Here is a 26228-nt window from a genome sequence, read left to right as displayed (position 1 = left end):
GCAGGGCAGAACGGGAGGAAAGTCCGCACTACTATAACAGGTGGGGCCGGTTTTCATGATCATCACCGGGAAACCGCATCCTCTTGTGGGCGGGGTAATTGATATTGATCAGGATTAACGCTGCATCTTTTGCCCTCAGTTAAGGATTCACTTGTTCCCACAACAGACTGAGCCGGGTTTGCCATGCGAGTAAGATACGGTCTTTCACCTCTTCGGTGGGGCCTAGGTCGCCGAGCATCCCTTCGCTATACATGCGATCGAGGTTTTGTAGGGTTTGGGTGAGGGTTTGACCTTGGGCTTTGGCAGCGGCGATGATTTGGCGCAGTTGGCGGTCGGATTGGTAGCGGAAGGCTTCGTCTCGCCAGGATTGAGCGAGTTTTAATAGACGAGCGATCGCTGCTTCAAGATCTTCTGGGGTGAGGGTGAGGCGATTGAATTGAAACACCCCCCAGAGCACTTCTTGATGGAGGGCAAAGCGGACTTCTTGGGTCAGATCAAAATTCAACGCTAAGAGGGATTCGAGGTAGGGTGCAGCCTCTGGTTGTGGGGCGAGGGGCAGGAGCAACCGTAGCCACGCTTGATCCTCCGACAGCAAGATCAGCAGCCGCGCATCGGGCAACTCCACTTGCCAGGTGTTGGGGGTCGGGGCGGCAATAGCCACGGCGGGAAATAGGTTTGTGAGTAGGGGAGCGATCGCAGCAATATCCATGCAATACCAGGTAGAAACAACCCTTCCATTGTGAGCACAAAACCCAATCTAGCGGGCGGTGTTGCGCCAGAATTGCTGTGAATTTGGGGTTAGTTGGCTTTGATTTCCAGTTCGTAGATGTTCCAGAATGCGCCACCGAGGGCGGTGAAGTTAATGTTTTCGATGCGATCGCGCACCGCTTCTAAGGACAGCGCATTGATCAAGTAGATAAACGGCACTTGTTCAGCGACGATTTGCTGAAATTCGCCGTAAATTTCCTTGCGCTTGGCCTCGTCTAATTCCCCTGCCCCTTCCAGAAAGAGGCGATCGATTTCCTTTTCCCACTGCGACACCTGCCAATTTTGGATTGGGTCTTCGCCGGGCATCGGCCCTTGGTTAAATTGATGGAGCGAGCCGCCACTGTACCAGATATTAAACCCGCTGTGGGGTTCCACACCGCCGCCACCAAACCCGCCCACATACACCTCCCAATCGCGGTTTTGGAGTTTTTGAATGACGGTATTAAAATTCAGCACTTGTAAATCCGCTTGAATGCCGATCGCTTTCAAATCTTGCTGGGTTTGCACCGCCGCATCGACGCGGGATTTTTCCTCGGATTTCACCAACATATTGAACCGCACTGGATTGCCCGCCTCATCTTCAAGCTCGCCGACACTGTTGTATTGAAACCCATTGGCGAGAAGGAGATCTTTGGCTTTTTCGGGGTCGTAGCGGTAGGTTTTGAGACCGTCTTCGGGGCCGCGATAGTAAGGGCTGCTCACGCCAATCGCCGAGTCTTGAATTTCCCCTAGACCACGATAGACACTATCTTTCATTTTTTCGCGGTTGAGGGCGTAGGCGATCGCTTGGCGAAACTCCGTTTTTTGGAACCAACTGGACACCACCGGATCAACAAAAGGCTCACCTTGGGCGTTCTTCGCTTGGGACAGGTTAAAGCCCACAAACCGGCTATCGGACGACGGCCCGCCGTTGTAGATCGTGTAGCCGCCCCGGTCTTCTTCTCGTTTCAGAAGACTAAACACCTCCGGCTGTACCGAAAGGCTATCCAGTTCTCCGGAGCGAAAGGCGATCGACTGGGTTTCGTCCGATTCAATAGTGCGCACCACGACGCGCTCAATGTAGGGTTGGGGGTTGCCTTGGTCATCTTTGCGCCAATAGTAGGGGTTGCGCTCGAACACCACCCGCTGACCCGGCACGTAGCGCACCATTCGGTAGAGACCCGCGCCAATAATAGCGGTGGGGTCGGTGTCCGTGCCCCAAGTGGAGAGAAATTTGAGGTTGCCCTCGCTGTCGGTTTCGTTAATCGCGTCGATCAGGGCGTGTTTAGGGAGGATGGAAATACCGCCCGCGTAGCGCAGGAAGGGGGCGAAGGGTTGCGGCACGGTGAATTCTACGTCGCGATCGCTCAAGGCCCGTACCGTCGGAAAACCATCCCCAACCCGAAGAATATCTTTTAAACCCGTGGGGACTTTCGGATTCAGATACACATCGTTATAGGAAAACACCACATCCTCGGCGGTGAGGGGTTCGCCATCCGACCATTGCAATCCCTCGCGTAGGGTGAAGACAATGCGCAGATTATCGTCGGAGATTTCCCAGGATTCGGCGAGGGCGGGTTCGAGTTCGGCGGTTTCGCCGTTTTGGGTGATCAGACCAGCATTGATGTAGCCGAACACGCTGTAGGCGGAGGTGTTGAGGGGCGCGTTAAAGGTGGCCGGGTCACTAGGGCTGGAAAACACCAATTGGGGGGCATTGTCCACGCTAGCGGTGATTAAGCTGCGACATCCGGAGAGCGCGATCGCACCCACTAACACCAACCCAAACGCGATCGCTCGCCATCTCAACCCACGCATAGTGTTACCGCTCGTACTCTTCACCGATCAAACTTAGCACGATTGCCCAAAGGTGCGAGGGAGTTGTGGGGATTGACCGACATTTCCCGCTCTCCCAAACCAGAATGATCGAACTGTCCTGACTTTTTGTGTAACACATTATTGAGGGCGATCGTAAAGATTTTGAAATCAGTAGATTCACAGTTTGTGCTGTGCATTACTGTTGTGATCTATCCAAATTGCAAGGAGTACTCAATATGCCTTTAGTGAAACGGTGTATTGCTGAGTTGATCGGAACCTTTTGGCTCGTGTTTGGCGGCTGTGGTAGCGCCGTTCTCGCCGCAGGTTTTCCCTACAGTGCCGCACCCGATGGGGCGAGCAACTTTTTCGGACTGGGCTTTTTAGGGGTGTCCCTGGCCTTTGGTTTAACGGTGTTGACGATGGCCTACGCCATTGGCCATATTTCCGGCTGCCACCTCAACCCGGCAGTGTCCTTCGGTCTTTGGGCCGCGAAACGATTTCGTGGGGCAGATCTCTTGCCCTACATTGCCTCACAAGTGTTCGGGGCGATTATTGCCGGTGGCCTACTCTTCGTCATCGCCAGTGGTCGTGAGGGGGGCTTTACCCTCAGTGGCTCGAATCCCTTAGCCACCAACGGCTTCGGTGCTCATTCTCCGGGAGGATATAGTCTCCTGGCCTGTCTGTTGATTGAAGTGGTGCTGACCTTTGTGTTTCTCTTTGTCATCCTGGGCTCCACGGACGATCGCGCCCCCGCTGGGTTTGCCCCGATTTCCATCGGCCTCTGCCTGACGCTGATTCACCTGATCAGCATCCCGATCACCAATACCTCCGTCAATCCGGCCCGCAGTACCGGTGTGGCGATCTTTGCGGGGCCGGAGTTGTTCAGTCAAGTGTGGCTATTTTGGTTAGCTCCCATTGCTGGCGCTCTGATCGCGGGCTTTGTCTATGCCACATTTTTCAGTGCTGACGCGGATGATCCCGCTGAACCAACGATTACGCCCCAAGCTCCCTAGAACGTGGTCAACACTCCCATCGCGTTCCTATTGTGTTCCATCAGTCTGACTCCATTAACGGTCTGCATCCAAGGTAGGGGCTGATTCTGCCTCACACCCTTGGGTGGAGACCGTTCCATCGGGCATCACCGCTGCACAAAAGATTGCCCCTTCAATCTGCGCCCCACTGATCAGCGCATCCTGTAAATTGGCTCCGCTCAGATTCGCCCCACTGAGATCCGCGCCCCGGAGATCGGCATGGTCAAAATTTGCCCCAGTGAGATCCGCGCCGTGAAAATTCGCCCCTTGGAGATTCGCCCATACAAAATTGCTGCGGAGTGCGATCGCCCCTTGAGCTTGCACCGTTTGAAGCCTGGCCCGGTTTAAATCCGCATCGGTTAAATTTGCCCCCATCAGATCCGCCCCCGTCAGATCCGCCTCGCTCAAATCTACCCCCTGCAATTGGGCATCCACCAACACCGCCTGAGTCAACACCCCCTGACGCAGGGAACTCCCCATCAAGATCGTGCCCCGCAAATGGGCCGAGGTGAGATCCACTTCCTGCAAGCTCGACCCGCGTAAATTCGCAAAACTCAGATCCACAAACTGTAGATTTGCCCTCCTTAAATCGCTCGTTTGCAGCGACACTCGTTCTAGGTGTTTTCCTCCTAATTGGGCTGCTTGGAGATCACAGCGATCGCAACCCCGCGTTGCCATTAACCGTTGAATATTTTCATCCAATTGGCGGATATTTTCCTGCACCTGTGCCGTTGCAATTTCTGATCTCAGGATCAGCAGACCCAACGAAATCCCCGATCCAACCTGCCCCAGCCATCGTCTCATCATACATTCCTGCCCTGGACAATCCTTTTATTTCAGTGTAAACGCTCCCCACCGAGACCCATCCGCCCCTGCTCCATTTTCTAAAAGAGAATGCCATACTAAATACAGACAATCTGCAAGCCGTTTCAAGTTTTATGCGCCATCAGGATGACGGGTCCGTAACCGCCGAATTAAAAGCTCAATTCAAAATCCTCGGTTTTTTTATCAGTGTTTTTTGGAGCCTTGAAATTCTCGATCAATTCATTTTTCAAGCCGTGGTGCCTGGGGGTTTAGATCGCTTTGGGATTCGTCCTCACAGCTTGATTGGCTTACGCGGCATTTTGTTTGCGCCGTTTCTCCATGGGGGCTGGGGTCACCTGATTGCCAATACTATTCCGTTTTTGATCTTGGGCTGGTTCGTGATGTTTCAAGCAACCCGCGACTTTTGGATGGTTACCTTCACCACGATCGCCGTTGCCGGTCTTGGGACTTGGTTATTTGGGATGCCTGGGGAAGTGCATATCGGTGCGAGTAGTTTGATCTATGGGTATTTAGGCTTTTTGCTGCTCCGGGGCTATTTTGAGCGTAATATTCCCTCCATTATTATTTCAATCCTGGTGTTTTCCCTCTACGGCGGTGTAGTGTGGGGCGTGTTTCCCAGTCAGTCGGGGATTTCCTGGCAAGGTCATCTGTTTGGATTTATCGGGGGAGTCTTAGCCGCCCGCTCCATTAGCAAATCGCGCCGCGCCGTCTGAGTCTGAGTCGATTGCTCCGGGGCGTGAGAAAATTCCCTCGCCACAGACGGCCCTTATCCTTCGATAATCTTTTAAAATTGCTCTAAACTTCGGGAGTCCTTGGCTAAATTACGCCAAGGATCTGGTTTGCACAGCAATAATTCATGTATTGTTGAGTGCAGTTTACCCTATGCATAATCCCTGGGTCATTTCCTCCATCCCTAATGTAACGATTGACGATGAACAACCCGCAGCGACTCGGCCTCCTTTTCTTTAAAACGACGCTTCTTTCCCTCCTCGTCGCGGGCACTGGGATTGGCATTCTCTATCGCCTGGCTCTGAAGGCGTATCAGGCAGAATTGGTGGCGGCTCTCGATGCACCGCTGCAAGCATTAGCCGCAGACCCCGCCGTGGCGATTCAAACCTTTAAGACCCAAGGGACGGCTACCCCTGATCCTGATGCTCCTGAGCAGTTTTTGATTGTGGGTCGGCAAGATGGGGAGGCGGTGTCGATTTCGCTGGATCAAACCAATGGGGATGATGGGGCTGAGCCACCGGCGGTATTGACGCAGGCGATCGCAGGCGAAAGCGGCACGGCTACCGATTGGAGTACGATTTCGGCCTATGCCCCGGTTCCGGATCAATCGGGCTGGGGGGTAGTGCTGCAAACACAGCAGCGGGAATTCAGTTCGAGCTATCTGCAAGTGGCGATGATTACGATCATCGTGGCGATTTTGCTTAATGCGATCGGGACGGCGATCTATTGGCTGATTAATCGGGCCTCGGTACGGCAATTAACCCGCAGTGAAGCCCGCCACCGTACCATTGTGGAACATGCCCCCGAAGGGGTGATCACGATTAACGAAAAGGCCAAGATTGAAACCTTTAACCCCGCAGCGGCGGCCATGTTTGGCTACAGCGAAAAACAGGTGATTGGCCAGGGGATTGATAGTTTGATGCTGGCGTTTGCCGATGGGGAAGTAGAAGCGGCACTCTTCGGCACAGCAGCAACGGCTCCTCCCACCACGGCCCAAAATTCGACGCAGATCCAAACTGTACCGGCGGCGGCCTTGAGTCCGATGACCACCACGAAACGGGAGTTAATGGGCCAACGTCAAGATGGTTCGATTTTTCCGGTGGAGTTGGCGGTGTCGCGGTTGACGATGGGGAAAACGAAGCGATATTTGCTGATGGTGCGGGATATCAGCGATCGCAAACAGATCGAAGAAACCCTGCGCAAACGCAACGATGAACTCGAATTGCGGGTCGAAGAGCGCACCAATCAATTGACCCACCTCAATGAAGAACTGCTCCACGAAATCGCCGAACGGAACAACGCTGAAGAAACCCTCCAGGAAATGGAAAAGCGGTTCCGCACTCTGTTCAATCAGTCTGAAGTGGGGGTGCTGCAAACCAGTGCCACGGGTCAAATTCTCTCCGTCAATACCCGGCTGCTGGATCTCCTCGACTACACCGAAGCGGAACTCCAAGCCCAAACCTTCCAAGACATTACCTATCCTGACGATCTTGGGGTGGTGGTGAGCCAGTTTCGCCAATTGATCGCGGGGGACATTCCCGATCTCTGCGTTGAGCAACGCTATCTCTGCAAGGATGGGGGACAGGTTTGGGTGCAGGTGAGCGGGTCGGTGGTGCGGGATTTGGCCGGGGATGTGGAATATTTCCTTGGTGTGGTGGAGGACATTAGCGATCGCGTCTCTACCCAAGCCGCCCTCGCGGCCAGTGAATCCACCCTGAGCAGCTTTTTTAACAGCACCTCAATGATGATGGGGGTGATCGAAGTGGTGGATGATGACATTCGCCATCTGTCGGACAATGCCGTCAGTAGCGAGTTTTTCCGCCTCTCGCCCGTGACGATGCACAACCAAACTGCCAGCGCCATGGGCGTGCCCGAAGACATTCGCCGCTATTGGATTGACCATTGTTTGGAGAGCGATCGCCAAGGGTCTCCGGTGCAGTTTGAATATACCTACGAGCCGGATTACGACACAAATAATGGGGTGGCGGTGCGCTGGCTAGCGGCGACGGTGTGCTCCATTCCCGGCCAGGGGAAATATTCCTACATGGTGGAAGATGTCACCGAACAGCGGGCCCAAGCCGAAGCCCTGCGCCGCGCCAATGCTCAACTAGAAAGCTCCACCGTCCAACTCAACGCCCACCGCCGCGAGATGGACAAACTCGCCGAACTCAACGACTACCTGCAAGCGAGTCGCAGTTTAAGCGATGCCCATGATGCGATCGCGGAACTTGTCGGCCCTCTTTTCCCCGACTGTTCCGGAGCGGTATTCCTCTGCAATGATGCTGGAAACCTCCTCGAAGCCCTCACCACCTGGGGCGACCACTTCAACAGCGAACCTATCTTCGCCCCCGAAGACAGTTGGGCCATCCGCCGCAACCGCACCCACTGGGTGGATCACGAACACCCCCGCCTCCTCAGTAAACATATTCACCGTGAACCCCTCCCCGCCGAATGTCTTAGCATCCCGATGATCGCCCAAGACAGCCTCCAAGGGATGCTCTACCTCACCTCGCCCCAAGCCGGGGTACTCACCGACGGCAAACGCAGTTTCGCCCAAACCGTCGCCGAACAGTTAGCCGCCTCCCTCGCCAACGTCAAACTGGGGTCAAACCTGAAGATTGACCGGGTTCACGATGCCTTAACGGGTCTTTTCAACCGCCGCTACCTTGAAGAAGCCTTAGAACGGGAAATCTACAGCGCCGCCCGTCAACAGCGCACCATCGGCCTGATCTTGCTTGATATTGACCATTTCCGGCAGTTTAACAATACTTTCGGCCATGAGGCGGGGGATGTAGTGCTGCGGAGTTTGGGGGGCTTCCTAAGTCGGACGCTGCACAATAACGATATTGCGGGCCGGTACGGGGGCGAGGAAATGGTGGTGATTTTGCCCAATGCCGCTTTTGATGACATTCGCAGCCGCGCCCAGCAACTTCTTGACGGGGTGAAGCAACTCCATTGTGAGCACGCGAACCAACACCTCGACCCGATTACGGTGTCGATCGGGGTGGCGATTTTCCCGGAGAATGGCATGACCTGGCAATCCCTCTGCCAAAGTGCAGAAATGGCGGTGAGTCGGGCGAAAGTCGAAGGGCGCGATCGCATCTGCATGATTGACGGCGATACCCCCCGCTAACATCGTGTCGGGAACTTTGCCCTGCTCTTGTGGGGTCTTAGGGTCAATAACAGCATTGAGACTGCGATCGCTGCGATCATTCTCCCCAAAACCTATGCGCACGTCCCCCCTTGCCCTTCTCCTCGCCCTTCTCCTCCCCAGTCTCGATCTGGGAAATGTTTGGGCCCAAGTTCCCCCGCCGGAACTCAGCCCCGTAGCGGAAGCAACCGACACCGACACCATCACCGAAACCGGCGCAATTTTCGGCGACTTCTTCACCGTCTCCGTCACCGCCTGCACCCTTGACGAAAAACTACTGACCACCCAAGACACCAAAGCCCTGGCCGAGCAAGGGATCTACACGGCTCAAATGGTGTCCCAAGAACGGATGCCCCATCCGAGTCTTTGGTGGGCCAGTGAACAATTGTTAGGCGATCGCCAAACCCTCGTCGAAGACTGGTTTATTCTGCCCGACGAAAAACGCATCGAACTGATCGTCAACCGCTTTCAATGGTCTCAACTCGATTCCCTCGAACAATATCGCATCGTCAATCATTTCGGGGCCGTTGCCCGCGACGCAGGCTATCAACTCCGCATCTTCAACCGTCTACCGAAATGCCTCGCCATCTATGCCTGCGAAACCGAAGCCGATGCCCTCCAATGCGAAATTGATATGCAGCCCTCCCGCCGCGATCCCTTCGGTTTTTTCTAATCTTAGTGGCATGACCCACCTTGCAAGGTGGGTTACGGCGGATTGCTAGATTGCAGTGATGGCGAGAGTTTAAGCCGCCTAAACCACAACAGAGCACTATTTTAGCTGTGTCGTGACCTAGGCTGTTTTAAACCCTCAATGATCAGAACACCCATGCCACGCGGTGCAGAGAATGCGTCACAGGGGTGTCTTGTTCGTCTCAGTTCAAGATGCGAAAAAATTGACAGCGCAAAACCCACCTAGCGGACATCAAAAAGAGAATAAACAACTGATGCTAGATGGGTTTTTAGTTGTCGATCAAATGACTAGAGTTAGAAGAAAAAACGTGAAAAATGATTAGCAAATTAGTTGATGAAAATGAATGACTTGTGGTTTGCAATAACCCTTTTTTTCATTCAGCTTTTAGCAGTCACTTCACCGTTTCGGATGTGGGGATTGTGGTTTCCAGGGTTCATGCAGGAATAGTTCTGGAACGTTCGCCACCCTATTTTTGGAGCTGCTATTGTGTCAACGAAAAAGCGGGGTGATCAAAAGATGGAGAACACAACTCTTTTAATCTTGGGTTGGAAACAAGGGGTTTAAACTTGTCTTGTGCTCTATGTCATAAAAGTAGCATTGGGGATGAGAAGAACACAATGGCATTTTACGAAACTTCATAATTTTGACTCCATTGTATTCGTTGAACGGGGCGATCGCTCGGAACGATTCCCATGGGATCTTGATGGGTGATGGGGTGTCGATCTTTTGGAATGATTTAAGGGTGTTGTGGTTTAAACCTGAGACTGTAACGCTATATTAAGTGAGTCTGTTGATTTTTTTCTCTTCTTTCAATTTGGTATGACCGCTTTATCTTCCCGTCCCGCAGCACCCGCCCATTCCTGGGTCGGATTAGCGATCGCCCTAGTGATTATTACCGCGTATCTTGGCAGTTGGTATGGTGTGCTGCGGCTCGATTTAGCGACCTTACCGTGGGGATTGATCCTCTTAGCGATCGCGTTTCGCACCTTTTGCCATACGGGGCTGTTCATCACCGCCCACGATGCGATCCATGGCACAGTGTTTCCGCAAAATCAACGCCTTAATGATGGGATTGGTGCGATCGCGCTCTTTCTCTACGCCCTGTTCCTCTATCCGGTGATGCGCGAAAAACACCTCCAACACCACGCCAACCCCGCCACCGCCGACGACCCCGACTACTACAGCGATGCCCAACGTAACCCTGCTCTTTGGTATGGCCGTTTCATTTGGGACTATCTCCAAGGCCCGCACCGCTGGATTGTCTTGGGTGGGATGACGCTACTCTTCCATAGTTTGTTTTGGCTGGGTCATGTGCCCTTAAGTAACTTGCTATTGCTGTGGGTGCTGCCCAATGTGATTAGTTCGATGCAACTGTTTTTCATTGGGATTTATCTTCCCCACCGCGATCCCCCTGATGGCCATCAAAATCAACACCGCTCCACAACTTTGCCATTACCGGTATTCTGGTCATGGTTGGCTTGTTATCATTTTGGCTACCATTGGGAACATCACGAGTATCCCCATGTCCCGTGGTATCGCCTCCCGGCCTACCATGCTCACCCCCCCCAGGGCTAAGGCTGGGCAGCGGTTTTGACGGCAGTGGCGATCGGGGTTGGGACACCGTTTTGATCAGGAGTTTGTCTGCGCCATGCCGCGATCGCTATGAAAATTTTAGAGTTTCAACTCTCAGTCACGCCCCTGGGAGAGGATCGGTATCTCATCCGCACGGAAAAAGTGGAGCCGGGTGTGCCGTTGGCGGAAGAGCAAGTCTCGTGGCCGGTGGCGGATTGGATCGCCTTAACGCGACAGTTAATGGATGATCCCATTGTGCAATTCCTCAATCCGGCAGAGTCCGACTCCTCAGCCACACCGCGCCCGGATTTATTGACTCTGGGCCAAGAGTTTTACCGCCATCTGTTCCACGGCAGTTTGTACGACAGTTGGATTGCATCGCGGAGCATTGCCTATCATCAAGAGGCGATGTTGCGATTTCGACTGGGGTTAAAGGGCGATCGCCTGCCGCGCCTCCCCTGGGAAGTGCTCCACGCCCCCCCGACGGCCAGCGGTTCGGATCGGTTTCGTCCCCTGGCTACGGGGACAGAGGTGCTGTTTTCCCGCTACCACAGCGGCCCCCTGGTGGATTTCAAAGGGAGCGACCCGCTCACAGAATCTGAACCGGTGCGGGTCTTGATGGCGATCGCGCAACCCAGCGACCAAGCTAACCTCACCCTCGCTCAAGAAGTCAAACACCTCAAAACCGAACTCGCCCACCAACATCCCACCCCGATCGAACTCACCCTCCTCCAACAACCGGGGCGCGAAACCCTGACCCAAACCCTCGAACAAGGTCACTACCATGTCTTTCACTATTCCGGCCACAGCGGCTTAGGCAATTCCGGCGGCGATGTGTATTTGGTCAATCCCATGTCTGGCTTGGCCGAGCAGATTGACGGCGATGATCTGGCGGGGCTGTTGGTCAACAATGGGATTCAGTTGGCGATTTTCAATTCCTGCCGCAGCGGTCACACGATTTTTAACAGCGAGCAAGAGCAAAGCCTGGCTGAGGCTCTGATTCAGCAGGGGGTTCCGGCGGTGCTGGCCATGGCGGAACGGATTCCCGATGAAGTGGCGTTAACCCTGACGCGGTTGCTCTATCGCAATTTGAGTCTGGGTTATCCCCTGGATCTCAGCCTCAGTCGGGCGCGGCAGGGGTTGCTCTCGGCCTACGGGTCGTCGCAGTTGTATTGGGCGTTACCGGTGCTGTATCTCAATCCCAGCCTCCAGAGCCGCTTAACGATTCCCTTGGCTGTGCCCGATGACGAGGATGTGTTACCGGATTGGTTAAAGACGGAAGCGATCGCAGCCGAACCTGCGGACGATACCGAGCCGGATGATGCGGAGTTGGCGACCCTGATTAAAGATATTTTTCCGACCTTAGATGAGAGCGATCGCCCTCCGGTCTCCACTCCCGCCGCCGAGCCCGTGCCCGCCCCGCCCCCGACTCCGATCGCCCCTACACCCCAAGTCCGGATCACCCCGCCCAAATCCCGCCCGATCTGGCCCTATGTGGTGGGAGGGATGGGTGCGATCGCTCTGGCGTTAACAGGGGGCTGGGTGGCGCAACAGGTGGGATCACCCACGCCGGAGGCGGTGGAAGCGTCGCCGGATTTGCAAAATTTAGACCCCGTGAGCAGCGATCGCGTCACCAGTTTGGCCATTGAATCTTTCAGCCAGGGCAATATTGAAGATGGCCTGCAAGCGGTGACCGCGTTGCTCGATCGCAATGCTTTACCGTTGGCGGAATCGGCCCTCGCTGCGGTGGCCGTGGAACGCTTAGATGATCCGGCGGTGAGTTTTCTCCGGGGGCGGTTGGCCTGGCAAGCGATCGCCAGTGGCAACACCACCTACGCGATCAGCGATGCTCGCCGCTATTGGGAAACCGCCGCCAAGGGTGCGCCCGATGTCATCCCCTACCACACGGCTCTCGGTTTTGCCTATTACAGCGAAGGCTTGATCGACCGGGCGAATCAGGCTTGGTATGATGCGATCGCCTTAGTCGAAGCCGCAACCAACACCCCCAGCGCCGCCCAACAAACCCCCTACGCCGGTCTCGCCTTGGGTCTCAATGCCCTTGCCACGGAACCCGACGCCCGCAACAGTGACGAACTCCGCCAGCAAGCGATCGCCCTCCAACGCCAAGTCCTCACCGCCCAGCCCCAAGCCTTCCAAGCCCAAGCCCTCAGCCAAGACTGGATCTGGACAGACGCAATGATCACCACCTGGCAAACCCTCGCCCCCTAATCCACCACGACGCGGAACCGCAGCGTTGCCATCGCCTCCGGCTCAAGGGTCAACCCCTCCAACCACACCGCCCCATTGGGATTATTCCCATTACTACAGGGAGCCGTGACCGGGTTCAGCGCCGGGAAATAGCGTCCCAAATCCCCATCCGCCCCATTACTCAACCGCGTCTCTTGATCCCCCAACTCCAAGACCATGCCCCGCCCCGTGCCGTAGGTATCGGTTAAAAATGTCGTATTTTCGGGAATCAAATCGCACAGTTGCACATTCTCCACCGCCGCCGTCCCATCGGACAGCAAATACAGCGCATATTCCACCACATCCCCACTCTGCAACTGAATCGAATCGGGAATCGTTACCACGCCGAGCAAATCACCCCACCCCGCCGCGTTATCATCCGCATCGCTCGGATCATCCACCACCTGATCAAAATCCACCCCCGCCAAACGCACCCCATTCCGCAACACCTCCGTAATCCGCTTCACCAACCGCAAATTTGGCTCACCCACAAATAGCTCTGTTGTTTGCTCCGCTACGTTATTGGTGGGGACGCTGTCAGGATTGCTGAGGGTTACATTACCGGTGGCGGTGATCGTGGTGGCGCTGAAGTCTTCAGGCACACGATAGGTCACTGTAATGGTGCGAACTTCCCCCGCAGGTACTGTGCCAAAGTCGCAGGGAAGATCATTAGTACAACTGGTGCTCACAAACTCCAAGCTATCCGGCAGGGGAATATCCAACGCAACTCCTTCAGCATTAATGCTGGGGCTGTTGTTGGTGAGAGTGTAGGTGAAGGTAATCTCTTCACCCGGTTTGAAGGAGGCTGGGGGTTGAATCTCAAGCTGCACATCCGTGGGTTCGAGGGGGACGATGGTTTCAACCTTGGCGGTGTCGCTGCTGCCGTTGTTGTTGTTGGGGTCGGTGTCGAGGGTGTCGGAGGTGCTGCGGGCGATGTTGGTGTAGGTTCCGTCATCACTGAGGGTGAGGGTCACAGTACGAACGATCGCATTTTGTGCGCCGGGGGCAAGGCTGGCCAGATCCCAGAGGATGCGATCGCCCTCCTGCCGTCCGCCATCAGAGATCTCTTTCACCGTTACCCCGGCTGGGATGGTGTCGTAAATTTGTACATTAGTGGCGGTATCGGGGCCGAGGTTTTCCGTCCGAATGGTGTAGGTATAGTCACCAAGTGGGCCACTCCGCTCCCCTGTTTTGGTGGTGATCAGATCAGCATTGGCCAAGCGGGTGGGCGAGGTGGCGGTGGGGTTCGTGTCCGGGGTGGGATCGTTGCTGTAGTCTACGACGGCGGTATTGGTGAGGGGGGTGGTGAGTTCGTAATTGTCGGGAACTTTGAACGTGAGGGTAATCGTTTCGGTGCTGTTGGCGGGAATCGTGCCCAGATTACAGGGCAAGGTTGTACAGCCGTTTGGATCAGGGATAAAGGTAAACCCGGCATCACGTAAGGAAGGGTTATCCAGCACTGCATTCAAGGCATCAACATTGTCTAGATTGCTGAGGTTAACGGTGTAGGTAATTGTTTCGCCAGGGTTAAAGGTGGTGGGGCCATCGGTGGCGATCGTCAGTTCGGCAGGGGGGGCGGCGGGTGTAGTCGTCACCTGAGCATCACTCCGCGACCCGTCATTATTACCCAAGTTCGGATCAGGAATATCCGACGACCCAGACGCAATGTTGGTATAGGTGTTGTTATCATCAGGCAGGCTGACCGTTACCGATCGCGTCACCGTTTGTCCATTGGTGAGATTGCCAATCGTCCAGTTCACCCGATTAGTCGTGCTATCAAACGCCCCTCCATCCGAAGCCGTTTGGAACGTTGCCCCCGTCGCTAGTCGATCCTGAACCACCACATTTTCAGCCGTATCCGGGCCGTTGTTCCTGATGGTGAGGAGGTAAGTGTACTGGCCTGGCTGCCCATTGTTGGACACATCTTTGGTCACGACAACATCAGCACTTGCGACTGTGGTAGGGGCAACTGCGGTGTTGTTGTTGGGGGTGCTGTCAACAATGGTATTCGGCGGCTCAATCCGCGCATTGTTATTCAGAGCACCACTAAAATTCGCCGGAACCGTCCCCGTAATGCGATACACCGCACTCCCCCCGTTCAACAAATCCACCGTCGTATCTAGATCTCCCGTGCCATTGGCCGCGCTACAGGTTCCATTGGTGGCGACACAAGTCCATGTGACGTTAGCGATCGCATCCGGCACATCATCAATCACCCGCAACCCCGTCACATTCGCCGCCCCTCCATTCGTCACCGTGAGTTCATAGACCACCGTGGTTTGATTATTACTCACGGTTTTATTCACCGTTTTTGTAATCCCCAAATCAGCAGTATTCACGGGTAACGTAATCGGCGCATCATCACGATTATTCGTATTCGGATCAGTTTCATTCGGGTCAGTAATCCCCGCCGGCGGGCTAACACTCGCACTGTTGGTTAATGTCCCGTTAAATGTACTCGCCACATCTCCTGTAATCGTATACACCGCTGATCCATCTTTAGGTAGATCAACCGTTGTACTCAAATCCCCCGTCCCACTCGCTGCACCACACGCACTCCCTGTACTCGCGGTACAAGTCCATTGCACATTAGTCAACGTATCCGGCACATCATCAACAACAGCAGCCCCCGTGACATTCGCTTCTCCCGCATTGTTAACAGTGAGCGTATAGGTGACTGTAGTGGTGTTGCCGACTGTGTTCGCGCTGACGATTTTATTCAGACTTAAATCTGCTGTGTTGAGAGGCAGAATAATGTTTTCCGTATCATCGTTATTCGCATTATTCGGATCGGTAATTCCAGAGGGCGGCGCAACACTAGCATTATTTGTCAGTGTCCCGTTAAACGTACTCGCCACATCCCCTGTAATGGTGTAGACTGCTGACCCATCTTTGAGCAGATCAACCGTCGTACTTAAATCCCCTGTTCCACTCGCTACACCACACACACTTCCTGTACTCGCGGTACAAGTCCATTGCACATTAGTCAACGTATCCGGCACATCATCAACAACAGCAGCCCCCGTGACATTCGCTTCTCCCGCATTGTTAACAGTGAGCGTATAGGTGACTGTAGTGGTGTTGCCGACTGTGTTCGCGCTGACGATTTTATTCAGACTTAAATCTGCTGTGTTGAGAGGCAGAATAATGTTTTCCGTATCATCGTTATTCGCATTATTCGGATCGGTAATTCCAGCGGGCGGCGCAACACTAGCATTATTTGTCAGTGTCCCGTTAAACGTACTCGCCACATCCCCTGTAATGGTGTAGACTGCTGACCCATCTTTGAGCAGATCAACCGTCGTACTTAAATCCCCTGTTCCACTCGCTACACCACACACACTTCCTGTACTCGCGGTACAAGTCCATTGCACATTGGTCAACGTATCCGGCACATTATCGGTGACAGCGGCTCCTGTGACATCATCAATACCAGCATTCTGGACAGTGAGGGTATAGGTGACGGTGGTGGTGTTTCCAACGGTGTTAGCGCTGACGGTTTTGTTCAAGCTTAAGTCAGCTTGAAAGACCCGTGAAACTGTTTCAGTTGCATCAATACCGATGTTGGGGTCGATTGCATTCCCGTTGCTGTCTTCAAGGTTTGTCCCAGTGACGGTGGCGGTGTTGGTGATGTCGTCGGAGCCACTATAGTCAGCGGGGACGGTGTAGGTCAGGGTGACGGTACAGGTTTGGCCGCTGGGGAGAGTGCCGCTAAAGGTGTCGGCGCAAGTGTCTGTTTTGCTGTCTAGGGTGAGACCTGGGGGGGTGGGGTCGGTGACGGCTACACCATAGGCGGTTGCAGTTCCGATATTTTCGATGGTAATGGTGTAGTTGATCGTGTCGCCAATTGTGAATTGATCATCGGCATCCCCCACCTCATTAGCTTCTTTGATGATGGTCAGTTCGGTTGGGTCGAGGGCAGCGACGACAATTTGGGCATCGTCTGTGTTTTCTTTTTGGCTGTTGGGATCGGTGCTGGGGTCGGTGACATCGTTGGGGACGCTGGATGTGGCGCTGTTGGTGATGGTTGTGCCAGCGGTGATGGTGGATGAGATCGCACCTGCGATCGCAAAACTAGCCTGCTCCCCAGCAGCCAAGCCAACATACTCATCAATATCACCAGAACCACTAGGAGCGTCACAAGCCCGCAGGACAGTGTTAGGGTCAGCGATAGTGCTAATCGTACAAGTCCAGGTGACGTTTTCAATACCGCTGGGAAACGTATCAGTAACACGGGCGCGATCTTCACTCGGCGGCCCTGTATCTGGATCGTTGGCGGTGGTGGGGAGTAAGTCACTGGGGCCGTTGTTTTGAACAGTGAGTGTGTAGTTAATCACTCCACCTGGAAAAAAATCAGAGCCTTCGGCTTGTTTGTCGGTGACGAGGTTCGCTTCTTTGATGGTAATTGAGTCTTGGAGGGGAATGGCTTGGCTGGGAATGGAGACCCAAGTATCAATCCCCCGTTGATCGCCAAAGTTCGTTCCCCAAGTGTGAGGATTTGTGGTGCTGCTCGTACCTAGGATGGCTTGATCACCCCCTAGATCCGTATCGTTGTAAAAGATTTGGTCGGAGACAGAACTACAGGTGATTCGGATTGATTCATCACAACGGTTGATAATGATGCCGCCGCTGTTGGTTTCCACGTCAATGAGGGGAAAGTGCGCTTCACCACCGGAGAGAGTGACTTCAGCTTGATAGGTCAGGTTGCTGGCGGGAAGGTCAACCCCTTGGCCGTCTTTACCGTCCCAGTTCACTTGGTTTGTGCCCGGTTCTGCTGTCCCAATCAGGATTACATCTCGTCCACCTGTGGTGATTTGCCCATCTTGATCTACGTCCAGGCCGATGGTGTAGGTGAATTCGCGGGTGGTGGAGGGGTTGTTGAAGTAGAAGGAGCCTTTGAGGGGGCTGGTTCCGGCTTGGCCAACGGTTCCTTCTTCGCCGATAAATTTAAACTGTTCTGGATCGGGGGGAGGATCAGGCGATCGCAACCACCACTCACCGTTACCCACCACATCATTTTCAGTACTGCTGTCGGGCAGATTGAAAAACAGCTTGTGGGTAATATTGCCAGATGTATCACCCGTAGCCGGATTATGGAGGTCGAAACTCCCCCCAATGGTGTTGGCTACGATGGATTGAAAACTGGCATCCCCAACTTTGATATCACGGTCAGGGTCAGAGGTGGTAGTGGTAAATCCTTTGTTATTGGCAAAGAATGTGAAACCTTGGGGGGCAAGACCATTGAATTGCACATCGTATTGATAGCCATCACGGGTAAGGGCGAGCAGTTGGGAGGTGATTTGTTTGCCAAGATTTTCAGTTCCATTAGAATTAACCGTGCTCAGACGGAGGGGAAGGTAGTTGGCAAAAACCCGACCGCTTGGGGCTTCTCGAACAGTGACATCCCAAGCCGCCACAAAAAAGTCATCACTATCTTGGGCAATCCAATCATCGCCGGAGGGTGGCTCAGGAGGGGCAGCGCTTTGACCCGATCCCCCCACGTTTGGACTGATAAAACGGACTTGCCAAATGCCGCCTTCACCAGCCGTGACGGTGCAAGGACTGTAGCCACCTAGAGTGTTATTGGGGTCGGGGCCAGCCGTTTCTTGGGCTTTCGTTTCAATAAAACCGATCGCACGCCCAAAAGTATCAAAACTATTAGAGGGACACGAAGCAACAGCACCACTGGGAGAAATATATTCAATGCGGCCGTTACCGATGTCCACGGCGGATGATCCCATTTGGATGGTTTCACCGACTTTGGCATAGACTTTGATCACATTTTGGCGTGGAATAATGCCAGAATCGTCAAATCCATTGCGGCCCAGTAAAAAAGGGCGATTTTCACCATTCCTGACCAGATCCACGCTCCCTTCAGCATGAGCGATCGCAGGCGAGAGCAACAACGTAGCGAGGGTTAAAAGGCAGGCGCGGGTGCGGAACATGAATCTATGGCTAGATCGTAGCGAATCGGAAATATAGCATCAAACCGTGAAAGCGCACCCTAACCCGCCCATCATACCCAAGAATCAGCGAATTTTTATACGTGGGGAATTTAATGCAGTTTAGCTGATGGTGCCGTTGAGGGGGGAACTAGTGTCCAGTCAACAATCAATTGACGGATAGAGATGTTGTAATTTTAGCCTGGCATCAGCCGTTGTAAATCGCCAATCAATCCATGTTTCCTGATGATTGCGCTCGTCTTGCCAGGCATCCACTTCACGCTTGAGTGTCTCCTGATCAGGAATCCGGCGACTTAAGCACTGACGACTCAAAACACTCAGTTCAATCTCGGCCATATTCAGCCAACTGCCATGTTTGGGGGTATGGCAGAATTCCAATCGACTCAAGATGCGTTGTGCTTCTGCCGGTTCAAAGGCTTTGTAGAGTGAGGCCGGGGAATGAGTATTGAGATTATCCTGAATGACAATGATTTTTTGGGCTTGGGCGTAATCGATATCCACTAACGTTTTGAGCAAGTGGGCATAATCTACTGCGGTGCGACGCTCTGTGACCGTCACGCGCCGCCACCCAATCATCGGTTCACAGACCATAAACAGGTTGGCTGTCCCGTTGCGCTCATATTCATAATCCACCCGTTCGGGCTGCCCCGGTTGAGCCGGAATGGGTAGGCGGGTTTCTTTGACTAACTGTTTGCTCGCTTCATCAATGCAAATCACAGGCATGTTTGGGGTGTAATCCGTCTGATAGACCGTCAAGACTGCCTCCATATGCCAGACAAACTCTGCGCTTTGGCTCGGTGGAATTACCCAACAGCTTTGTCGCCAGGGTTGGAGTTCGTTTTTTTTAGCAGTTGCCGCACGCTTTCATGGCTGATGTCATCGACATAGTCCAACTCCACCATCTGCTGTGCTAATAAACGTAACGTCCATCGCCCCTGACCTGCGGGCGGTTCACTACAGCACAACGCCACTAAGTGTGCCTCCGTTGTGCCATCCAACTTTCGGGGGCGACGGGGATGGGGACGAGGGCTTAAGGCTGCCTCTAGCCCCTCTTCGACAAATCGTTTCCGCACTCGCTCAATGGTTCTAAGGCTAATATCAAGGGCTTCTTTTATATCCTGATCTCGCCAACCGGGGGATTGCTGGCAATCGGCTTTGAGGAGAATTCGGGCATGATTGATCAGAGCCGCAGCTCGTTTCCCCGTGGTGACAATTTCCTGGAGGTTTTGTCGTTCTTCGTCGCTTAAGCGCACAACGTATTTTTTGACCATGTCAGCCTTGGTTGAGAAACTGACTTCATCTTACTCTTCTCACTCGGCACTATCTCTTTGACTAAGCACTAGCGATGTTGCCAACCGGTTAGCCTTCCTCCTCTAAACCTTGGGGGGGCTGAAGACGAGGTGCAAACGAAGTCAACAACGCCTCAACCCCAGCGATAGGCAAATCGAGGATTTGGGCGATCGCCGCTGTATCATAGCCAATCGCCTGCAAACGCAACGCAAAATCCCGTTGAGCCTTTTGAAGTCCCTGCTGAAGTCCTTGTTGAAGTCCTTGTTGAATTCCCTGTTGTTCTCCTTCGGCAAATGTTTCCTTGTAAAAGCGCGTTTCTTTCCATTCTGCAAGTCCGAGCATTGTTGCAATTTCCTCCCGACTGGCCTGGGGTAATTTGTAGACCACGATGGTTTCAATTAGTTCAATGATATCCCGTTGGATAGGACTTGGGGGCAGCGTCTCACGAGCCTGTTGGAGTAACACCCGCGCTGAATCCACGGCTGTTTGAGCCGATGCCACGACCAATTGAATGAGGCTGATCCCGAAGCTATTCGCAGACGTATCCAGTTCGTCGAGGTAAAGGCGAGTCACCCGCCCACAATCTAAAAATTCTTGAAACTGATGGGGCTGTTCTCGTTCCACACTCCGACTGGCGTAGAGGATCAGAATTCGCCAAGGATGACTGGGTTGATATTGGCGGAGATAAAGACCGAGTTCCGCAAAAATGCGGTAATAGAGGTCGTCATCCGGCTGAAATTGCACTTCAGTGATGTAGAACGGTGCATCCGGGTCAGTCGGTGAGGGCAAGAAAATCCCATCCAAGCGGAAGGCCAGTTGTTTCACTTCAATGGAGGTGAACTGATACTGACTGCTGACGCTTGGACAGCCCAGCAACTCGAAGAAACTCTGGGGATAGCATTGAAAAATGCGATAGAAGATACTATCGGTTTTCATGATGGTTTGATGCTATTCCCTCAGCCTGTGATCGTTCCGGTGAGGGGGGAACTGGCGGCGGCGTAGGCTTTGATCGGGATGCGACCGGCTTGGTAGGCGAGACGACCCGCGATCGCAGCCATGCCCATCGCTTGGGCCATCGCAGGCGGATTTTGGGCGAGGGCGATCGCACTATTCACCAACAACGCATCCGCCCCCGCTTCCATTGCCGCTGCGGCTTCACTGGGCGCACCAATGCCCGCATCCACCACCACCGGAATCTGAGCCTGATCGATGATGATTTTAATATTGGCGAGATTGTTCAACCCCTGCCCCGACCCGATCGGCGACCCCAAGGGCATCACCGTGGCACAGCCCACCTCTTCGAGGCGCTTCGCCAAGAGGGGATCGGCGTTGATGTAGGGCAACACGGCAAACCCTTCTTTAACCAATTGTTCTGCCGCCTCTAACGTGCCGATGGGGTCGGGGAGGAGATATTTCGCATCGGGGATCACTTCGAGTTTGACGAAGTTGTTATCTTCTTGGCCGAGGAGTTTCGCCATTTCCCGACCGAGGCGGGCAACGCGGATCGCATCTTCAGCGGTTTTGCAACCGGCGGTGTTAGGCAACATCCAGATTTTGCCCCAGTCGATCGCTTCGGCGAGGCCTTCATGGCCGGGGGCTTGGGTTTGGACGCGGCGCACGGCGACGGTGACGATTTCGCAACCGCTGGCGGCGATGCTCTGCTGCATGGTGGCAAAATTGCTATATTTGCCGGTTCCGGTCATCAGACGCGAGGTGAAGGTGCGACCGGCGATCGTGAGGGTGTCTTGGGGGGTGGTGAGGGTGGGAGTGGCAGTCAACATAGGGTAGTCCGGATGCAATGAAGGTGATTATGCCCACTTGAGCAAGGGTTTTTTATTGTAGCGGGCTGGGATGGCTGGCAACGCTGCGCCTCGGATTTCAACCCGAATCTGAGGCGCATCATGGGGCAATTACCACGCGGCCCCGACGGTTATTGATAGTACCAATCGGGATGTTGAATCAGGGGGTTGTCGCCGTTGATGTTGCCGGCGTTGTGATAGGTACAGGCGAGGAAGTATCCTTCTGGCCAGGTTTGACTACTCCCCGGAAAGCGCACCGCCCCGCGATGCACGCCGCAGCCGATCGCGGTACTTTCGCGCCAGACCATTTGCGTATAGTGGCCGCAGACCCCGCTACAGTCGCCATTGCTGTGGTTGTAGTCGCTGCGTTCAGCGTCCCAGGCGATGACGCTACTGAGTACCGGCTGAATGATCGAGGCGTTGCTACCGCCTGCCCAGCCAAGATTTTCTCCTAAACCGGCGGCATTGCCTCGGAGGGAGGTGCGATCGCTGAATTGTTGCTGTCGCCATTGGTTACTGCTGTGGCCTTGGGTTCCCTTACTTTGGTTGGCCCAGGTTTGAGCGACGGCGGCAGCATCACAGTTCCAGGCGACGGCGGGTAAAGGGGGGAGACCCTGGGGAACGTGGCGATCGGCATCCATCCGGGAGCGGTTGTGTTCGAGGAGGATGGCTTGGATTTCGGCGCGGCTGAGTCCGGAGGTGGTGGTGGCGCAGTCGGGTAGGGGGATGGCGCTGGGATTGTCTTGATGACGGCGATAAAAGTCGGCGGCGGTGGTCACTTGCGCGATTTGGGGTGTGGAGGACGGGGGCGGGGTTGCGGGGCGATCGCGCCCAGTGGAAACCAGTGGCGCACTCAACACAGCACCGATCGCAAGAACTGACACGATTTTGAAAGACACCATGGAACAGTTTAGGAAACAATATGACTATGATCATGATGCTAGCAAGCTGAATCGGGGTTCTTGCCCCTTCGATCATCAAATGTCACGATCGCCGCTAGATGCGATCGCACCGATACAGACACCCCGACGTACAGGTTTCCCGAATTTCCACCCCATCCAAACCCGGTAATCCTGCCGTTTCAAGGTGGTGATAAATCCATTGAGCGAGGCATTCACTGGTGGGATTGGCGAGGCCGGTGGTGTCGTTGAGGTAATGGTGATCCAAATAGGTTTCGAGCAGGGGTGTCAGATAGTCCTTAATCTCGCTGAAATCCATTAACATTCCCGCTTTTGGCCCGTGGGTCGTGAGGCGATCGCCCCGCACATAAACCCGCCCCACCCAGCTATGGCCGTGGAGCCGTTGACATTTCCCATCGTGGTCTGGCAAGCGGTGCGCCGCCTCAAACCGGAACTCTTTATAAATCGTCCACGTTTCAGTCATACCAACCTCAGGATTAACGCACCCCTAAGAGTTTGTGGGTTTGCAGGCTCATGCGCCAGCGGGGATGGTGGCGCACATAGTCAAAAATCAACGCCTGGCTCGTGGGGGTCTGCCATTCCGGTTGCAGATAACAGAGGGTAGACTCTGGCACTTGGGCGGCTTGGGTTTCGGCCCAATCGAGGTCAGTGCGATCGCACACCACCACCTTCAACTCCTGAGCTTGGGGATAGATTGACCCATGGGGCGGCTTAAACCGTTTCGGCGACAGCGTCACCCAATCCACCACCCCCCGCAACGGATAGGCCCCCGACGTTTCCAGATGCACCCGCAGCCCCGCCTCTCGTAACTGCGTGGTTAATGGCGCTAGATCATGCATCAAGGGTTCTCCCCCCGTAATCACCACCATAGCCGGTGCTGCCGCTTGCGCCTCAGTCACCAACGCCGCCACCGTCTGCCGGGGATGATGATCCTGGGGCCAGGATTCTTTCGTATCACACCAAGGGCAGCCCACATCACACCCCCCCAACCGGATAAACAACGCACTCACCCCCGCCCACGCACCTTCGCCTTGAATCGAGTGGAACAGTTCCACGATCGGATAGCTCGGCGGGGCGGGGTGAGGGGTTAGGGATGGAGTGACCATAATCAACGCTGCGGAATTTTCTTCATCTTGACAGGTTCAAGCATCGCTCAGGACAAGACCCGCGATGATCTTGAGTCCGGAGGATCGAGATGATCTAAGATAGGGCTAAAAATTACAGGGTTACAGAGGAGAATGCCTGAGTGCTTATGCCACGCTCCGTATTCTACGCTTCGTGATCACATCGGCGCAACATGTCCGATCCATTGCCTCCGGGTCGGTGAGGTTGCTCGTTTCAATCACCGTTCACTGTTGATGGCTGCTCTATGTCCCTTGTCCTTGTGTTTGTTTTGGGGTTATGTACAGGGTTGCTGATTAATGCGTGGCAACAGTACCGTTTTGCCCAACAGGTTGAACAACTGCTCCAAATTTTGCCCGTTGCGTTGCAAGATACGTCATCCCTCGCCCCGCTCTATCGACTGCGGCGATCGCTTCACCGCCTCCTCGAAACCCAACAAACCAGCCAACAACAAGGCCAACTTTGGACAAAAATCCTTGAAGTGGCCCCCATTGGTTACCTGCGCGTTGATGCGATTAACCAATTACTCTGGTGTAATCCCATCGCCCGTCAAACCCTGAACATTGACCGCTGGCAACCGGGACAGGTGCGCCTCCTGCTCGAACTTGTCCGCTCCTACGAACTGGATCAACTGATTGAAACCACCCGCGCCACGGGGCAATCTCAAGATCAAGAATGGATCTATCGCTCGACCACGGTGGCGAAGGAAGATTGGGCCGTTCCCACGCCCTATGCGATCGCCCTGCGGGCCTCCACTCTGCTCCTTCCCGATAACCATGTGGGGGTCTTCTTGGAAAATCGCCAATCGATTCAAGAGGCCTTGCAGGCCCGCGATCGCGCCTTCTCCGACCTCACCCACGAACTCCGCACCCCCCTCACCTCGATCCAACTCGTCGCCGAAACCCTCCTGCGCCGCCTTGACCTCCCCGAAAAACAATGGGTTGAACAAATGCTGCGCGAACTGAAACGCCTGATGGATCTGATCCAAAGTTGCCTTGACCTCAGCCGCCTCACCTCCCATCCCGATCAACTCCTGCACTGTCGCTCCGTCCGAGTCACCACCCTAATCTTGACCGCCTGGCAAACCCTCGTTCCCATCGCCGAACAAAAAAAACTTCGACTCTGCTACCACGGCTCAGCGGAACTCGAACTAGAAGTAGATGTCGAACGCTTCATCCAAGTGCTGCTGAATATTTTGGACAATGCCATTAAACATAGTCCCGAAGGTGGCGAAATTCTGGTTGCCTTAAATACCCCCGGCCCCGATAGTGATTTAGCAAATTGGCATACAATTGATGTTATTGATAGCGGCCCTGGCTTCCGCGAGGACGAAATTCCATTCATTTTTGAACGTCTGTATCGAGGCGACACCTCGCGCCAGCGTTTAGAGACCCACCCTCAGATCAAATCTCCCTTAACCAACTCCGGCAGCGGTCTCGGCCTTGCCATCGTTCAACAAATTGTGATCGCCCATGGTGGACTAGTCACCGCCCAAAATCATCCCCACACTGGGGGCGCATGGCTGCAAATTCAGTTACCAAACATTCACTAAATCTTAATCTTGTCTGATCAACTCCTGTCTAAGATAGAAAGAATTCATAAAAGCCCTTAACAATTAAATAGTATTTTTCGGATATGACTTTATCAGCTTCCGCTTCCACTTCTCCCCATGCCACCCAACTTGAACGTGCTTTAAAACAGTTGAGTCAGGAGGTATTACGGATGGGAACCTTGGTCGAACAGTCCTGCCGCCTGGGTCATCAGGCCTTCTTTCACCACGATTTTCAGGCGATCGCAGATATCACCGCCGTTGAAGGCCAAATTGATCGCTACTATCGCAGTATTGAACTCGAATGTGCGCGACTGATGACCCTCCAACGCCCCGTTGCTAAGGATTTGCGGCTGCTCAGCGCCTTTATGCAGTTGGTGCGTGACCTTGAACGGATTGGGGACTACGCCCAGGATTTAACGGAATTAGCAGTCAAACTGTTTAACTATCCGCCCCATGCCTGTCTCGGTGAAATTGAGCAAATGTCGCAACAGGCCCAGGGAATGCTCGCGGTGAGTCTCATTGCCTTGGCGGATCTCAATCCGGGGGCAGGGGCGGAGTTAAAAGCCATGGATGACACCATTGATGATGCTTACGATCGCCTCTATCGCACCTTGGCAGAATCACGGGATATTCAAGGGGTTGTGGAGCCGATTTTGCTGATGGTGTTGGCGATTCGGCACATTGAACGCATGGCGGATCATGCCACGAATATCGGCCAGCGCGTGGCCTATATTGTGACGGGAAAACGGGGTTAATGATTGTGATTTCGCCGGA

At 54.2% G+C, this 26228-nt stretch carries 17 protein-coding genes and 1 pseudogene; 8 read left to right on the top strand and 10 right to left on the bottom strand.

Annotated features, from left to right (window positions below; translation table 11 throughout):
- Nucleotides 1–139 precede the first annotated feature (139 nt).
- Complete coding sequence (locus tag SPI6313_RS08880; protein WP_217650552.1) at nt 140–661, bottom strand: YbjN domain-containing protein; 522 nt, start codon at nt 659–661, stop codon at nt 140–142.
- A gap of 137 nt (nt 662–798) precedes the next feature.
- A complete protein-coding gene (locus tag SPI6313_RS08875; RefSeq protein WP_072620668.1) occupies nt 799–2562 on the bottom strand; it encodes an ABC transporter substrate-binding protein in 1764 nt (587 codons plus the stop codon).
- Between the two features lie 236 nt (nt 2563–2798).
- Between SPI6313_RS08875 and aqpZ the strand changes: the two genes are divergently transcribed.
- Nucleotides 2799–3575 (top strand): aquaporin Z, encoded by a 777-nt coding sequence (gene aqpZ, locus SPI6313_RS08870; RefSeq protein WP_072620667.1) that lies wholly within the window; start codon nt 2799–2801, stop codon nt 3573–3575.
- A 54-nt stretch (nt 3576–3629) separates the two neighbouring features.
- Here aqpZ and SPI6313_RS08865 read toward each other — a convergent pair whose 3' ends face one another.
- Entirely contained in the window at nt 3630–4400 is a 771-nt protein-coding gene (locus SPI6313_RS08865) for a pentapeptide repeat-containing protein (RefSeq protein WP_072620666.1), read from the bottom strand.
- 131 nt (nt 4401–4531) lie between these two features.
- Here SPI6313_RS08865 and SPI6313_RS08860 point away from each other — a divergent pair, with 131 nt between their 5' ends.
- From SPI6313_RS08860 to SPI6313_RS08840, 5 genes are all read left to right on the top strand, one after another.
- Nucleotides 4532–5131, top strand: coding sequence for a rhomboid family intramembrane serine protease (locus tag SPI6313_RS08860; protein ID WP_072620665.1), 600 nt, complete (start codon nt 4532–4534; stop codon nt 5129–5131).
- A 218-nt stretch (nt 5132–5349) separates the two neighbouring features.
- The gene (locus SPI6313_RS08855) at nt 5350–8280 is read left to right on the top strand and encodes a PAS domain S-box protein (protein ID WP_072620664.1); all 2931 of its coding nucleotides are present in this window, start codon (nt 5350–5352) and stop codon (nt 8278–8280) included.
- A 94-nt stretch (nt 8281–8374) separates the two neighbouring features.
- Nucleotides 8375–8971 (top strand): hypothetical protein, encoded by a 597-nt coding sequence (locus SPI6313_RS08850; protein WP_072620663.1) that lies wholly within the window; start codon nt 8375–8377, stop codon nt 8969–8971.
- An 837-nt stretch (nt 8972–9808) separates the two neighbouring features.
- Nucleotides 9809–10564: a fatty acid desaturase gene (locus SPI6313_RS08845; protein ID WP_072620662.1), complete on the top strand. Its 756-nt coding sequence runs from the start codon at nt 9809–9811 to the stop codon at nt 10562–10564.
- Nucleotides 10565–10651: 87 nt separating this feature from the next.
- Nucleotides 10652–12790 (top strand): CHAT domain-containing protein, encoded by a 2139-nt coding sequence (locus SPI6313_RS08840; RefSeq protein ID WP_072620661.1) that lies wholly within the window; start codon nt 10652–10654, stop codon nt 12788–12790.
- Here the strand turns inward: SPI6313_RS08840 and SPI6313_RS08835 are convergent.
- From SPI6313_RS08835 to SPI6313_RS08800, 7 genes and pseudogenes are all read right to left on the bottom strand, one after another.
- Nucleotides 12787–18753, bottom strand: coding sequence for a DUF7507 domain-containing protein (locus SPI6313_RS08835; RefSeq protein ID WP_072620660.1), 5967 nt, complete (start codon nt 18751–18753; stop codon nt 12787–12789). The two genes, SPI6313_RS08840 and SPI6313_RS08835, sit on opposite strands and share 4 nt — an antisense overlap.
- A gap of 159 nt (nt 18754–18912) precedes the next feature.
- A protein-coding gene (locus tag SPI6313_RS22300; protein ID WP_139276586.1) for an IS630 family transposase occupies nt 18913–20042 on the bottom strand; the annotation gives its coding sequence in 2 pieces (ribosomal slippage) (nt 18913–19625 and nt 19625–20042; 1131 coding nt in all).
- A gap of 88 nt (nt 20043–20130) precedes the next feature.
- On the bottom strand, nt 20131–20997 hold the full coding sequence (locus tag SPI6313_RS08820; protein WP_072620659.1) for an Rpn family recombination-promoting nuclease/putative transposase: 867 nt from the start codon (nt 20995–20997) through the stop codon (nt 20131–20133).
- A gap of 20 nt (nt 20998–21017) precedes the next feature.
- Nucleotides 21018–21806, bottom strand: a pseudogene (locus tag SPI6313_RS08815) (hypothetical protein); the annotation flags it as partial.
- Nucleotides 21807–21991: 185 nt separating this feature from the next.
- Nucleotides 21992–22762, bottom strand: coding sequence for a CAP domain-containing protein (locus SPI6313_RS08810; protein WP_072620657.1), 771 nt, complete (start codon nt 22760–22762; stop codon nt 21992–21994).
- A gap of 94 nt (nt 22763–22856) precedes the next feature.
- Nucleotides 22857–23243, bottom strand: coding sequence for a 6-carboxytetrahydropterin synthase QueD (gene queD / locus SPI6313_RS08805; RefSeq protein ID WP_072620656.1), 387 nt, complete (start codon nt 23241–23243; stop codon nt 22857–22859).
- A gap of 13 nt (nt 23244–23256) precedes the next feature.
- Nucleotides 23257–23886: a 7-carboxy-7-deazaguanine synthase QueE gene (locus SPI6313_RS08800; protein WP_072620655.1), complete on the bottom strand. Its 630-nt coding sequence runs from the start codon at nt 23884–23886 to the stop codon at nt 23257–23259.
- Between the two features lie 263 nt (nt 23887–24149).
- Between SPI6313_RS08800 and SPI6313_RS08795 the strand changes: the two genes are divergently transcribed.
- Both SPI6313_RS08795 and phoU read left to right on the top strand, forming a co-directional pair.
- Nucleotides 24150–25454: a sensor histidine kinase gene (locus tag SPI6313_RS08795; RefSeq protein ID WP_072620654.1), complete on the top strand. Its 1305-nt coding sequence runs from the start codon at nt 24150–24152 to the stop codon at nt 25452–25454.
- An 83-nt stretch (nt 25455–25537) separates the two neighbouring features.
- A complete protein-coding gene (gene phoU / locus SPI6313_RS08790) occupies nt 25538–26209 on the top strand; it encodes a phosphate signaling complex protein PhoU (protein ID WP_072620653.1) in 672 nt (223 codons plus the stop codon).
- Nucleotides 26210–26228: the final 19 nt, after the last annotated feature.

This window comes from Spirulina major PCC 6313 (genome assembly GCF_001890765.1).
Classification (GTDB): Bacteria; Cyanobacteriota; Cyanobacteriia; order Cyanobacteriales; family Spirulinaceae; genus Spirulina; species Spirulina major.
This window is presented reverse-complemented; position numbering and strand designations above follow the sequence as displayed.

Excerpts from the sequence above, each read along its gene's own strand:
- SPI6313_RS08875 (WP_072620668.1), bottom strand. The coding sequence starts at position 2,562 with ATGCGTGGGTTGAGATGGCGAGCGATCGCGTTTGGGTTGGTGTTAGTG.
- aqpZ (WP_072620667.1), top strand. The coding sequence starts at position 2,799 with ATGCCTTTAGTGAAACGGTGTATTGCTGAGTTGATCGGAACCTTTTGG.
- SPI6313_RS08865 (WP_072620666.1), bottom strand. The coding sequence starts at position 4,400 with ATGATGAGACGATGGCTGGGGCAGGTTGGATCGGGGATTTCGTTGGGT.
- SPI6313_RS08860 (WP_072620665.1), top strand. The coding sequence starts at position 4,532 with ATGCGCCATCAGGATGACGGGTCCGTAACCGCCGAATTAAAAGCTCAA.
- SPI6313_RS08855 (WP_072620664.1), top strand. The coding sequence starts at position 5,350 with ATGAACAACCCGCAGCGACTCGGCCTCCTTTTCTTTAAAACGACGCTT.
- SPI6313_RS08850 (WP_072620663.1), top strand. The coding sequence starts at position 8,375 with ATGCGCACGTCCCCCCTTGCCCTTCTCCTCGCCCTTCTCCTCCCCAGT.
- SPI6313_RS08845 (WP_072620662.1), top strand. The coding sequence starts at position 9,809 with ATGACCGCTTTATCTTCCCGTCCCGCAGCACCCGCCCATTCCTGGGTC.
- SPI6313_RS08840 (WP_072620661.1), top strand. The coding sequence starts at position 10,652 with ATGAAAATTTTAGAGTTTCAACTCTCAGTCACGCCCCTGGGAGAGGAT.
- SPI6313_RS08835 (WP_072620660.1), bottom strand. The coding sequence starts at position 18,753 with ATGTTCCGCACCCGCGCCTGCCTTTTAACCCTCGCTACGTTGTTGCTC.
- SPI6313_RS08820 (WP_072620659.1), bottom strand. The coding sequence starts at position 20,997 with ATGAAAACCGATAGTATCTTCTATCGCATTTTTCAATGCTATCCCCAG.
- SPI6313_RS08810 (WP_072620657.1), bottom strand. The coding sequence starts at position 22,762 with ATGGTGTCTTTCAAAATCGTGTCAGTTCTTGCGATCGGTGCTGTGTTG.
- queD (WP_072620656.1), bottom strand. The coding sequence starts at position 23,243 with ATGACTGAAACGTGGACGATTTATAAAGAGTTCCGGTTTGAGGCGGCG.
- SPI6313_RS08800 (WP_072620655.1), bottom strand. The coding sequence starts at position 23,886 with ATGGTCACTCCATCCCTAACCCCTCACCCCGCCCCGCCGAGCTATCCG.
- SPI6313_RS08795 (WP_072620654.1), top strand. The coding sequence starts at position 24,150 with ATGTCCCTTGTCCTTGTGTTTGTTTTGGGGTTATGTACAGGGTTGCTG.
- phoU (WP_072620653.1), top strand. The coding sequence starts at position 25,538 with ATGACTTTATCAGCTTCCGCTTCCACTTCTCCCCATGCCACCCAACTT.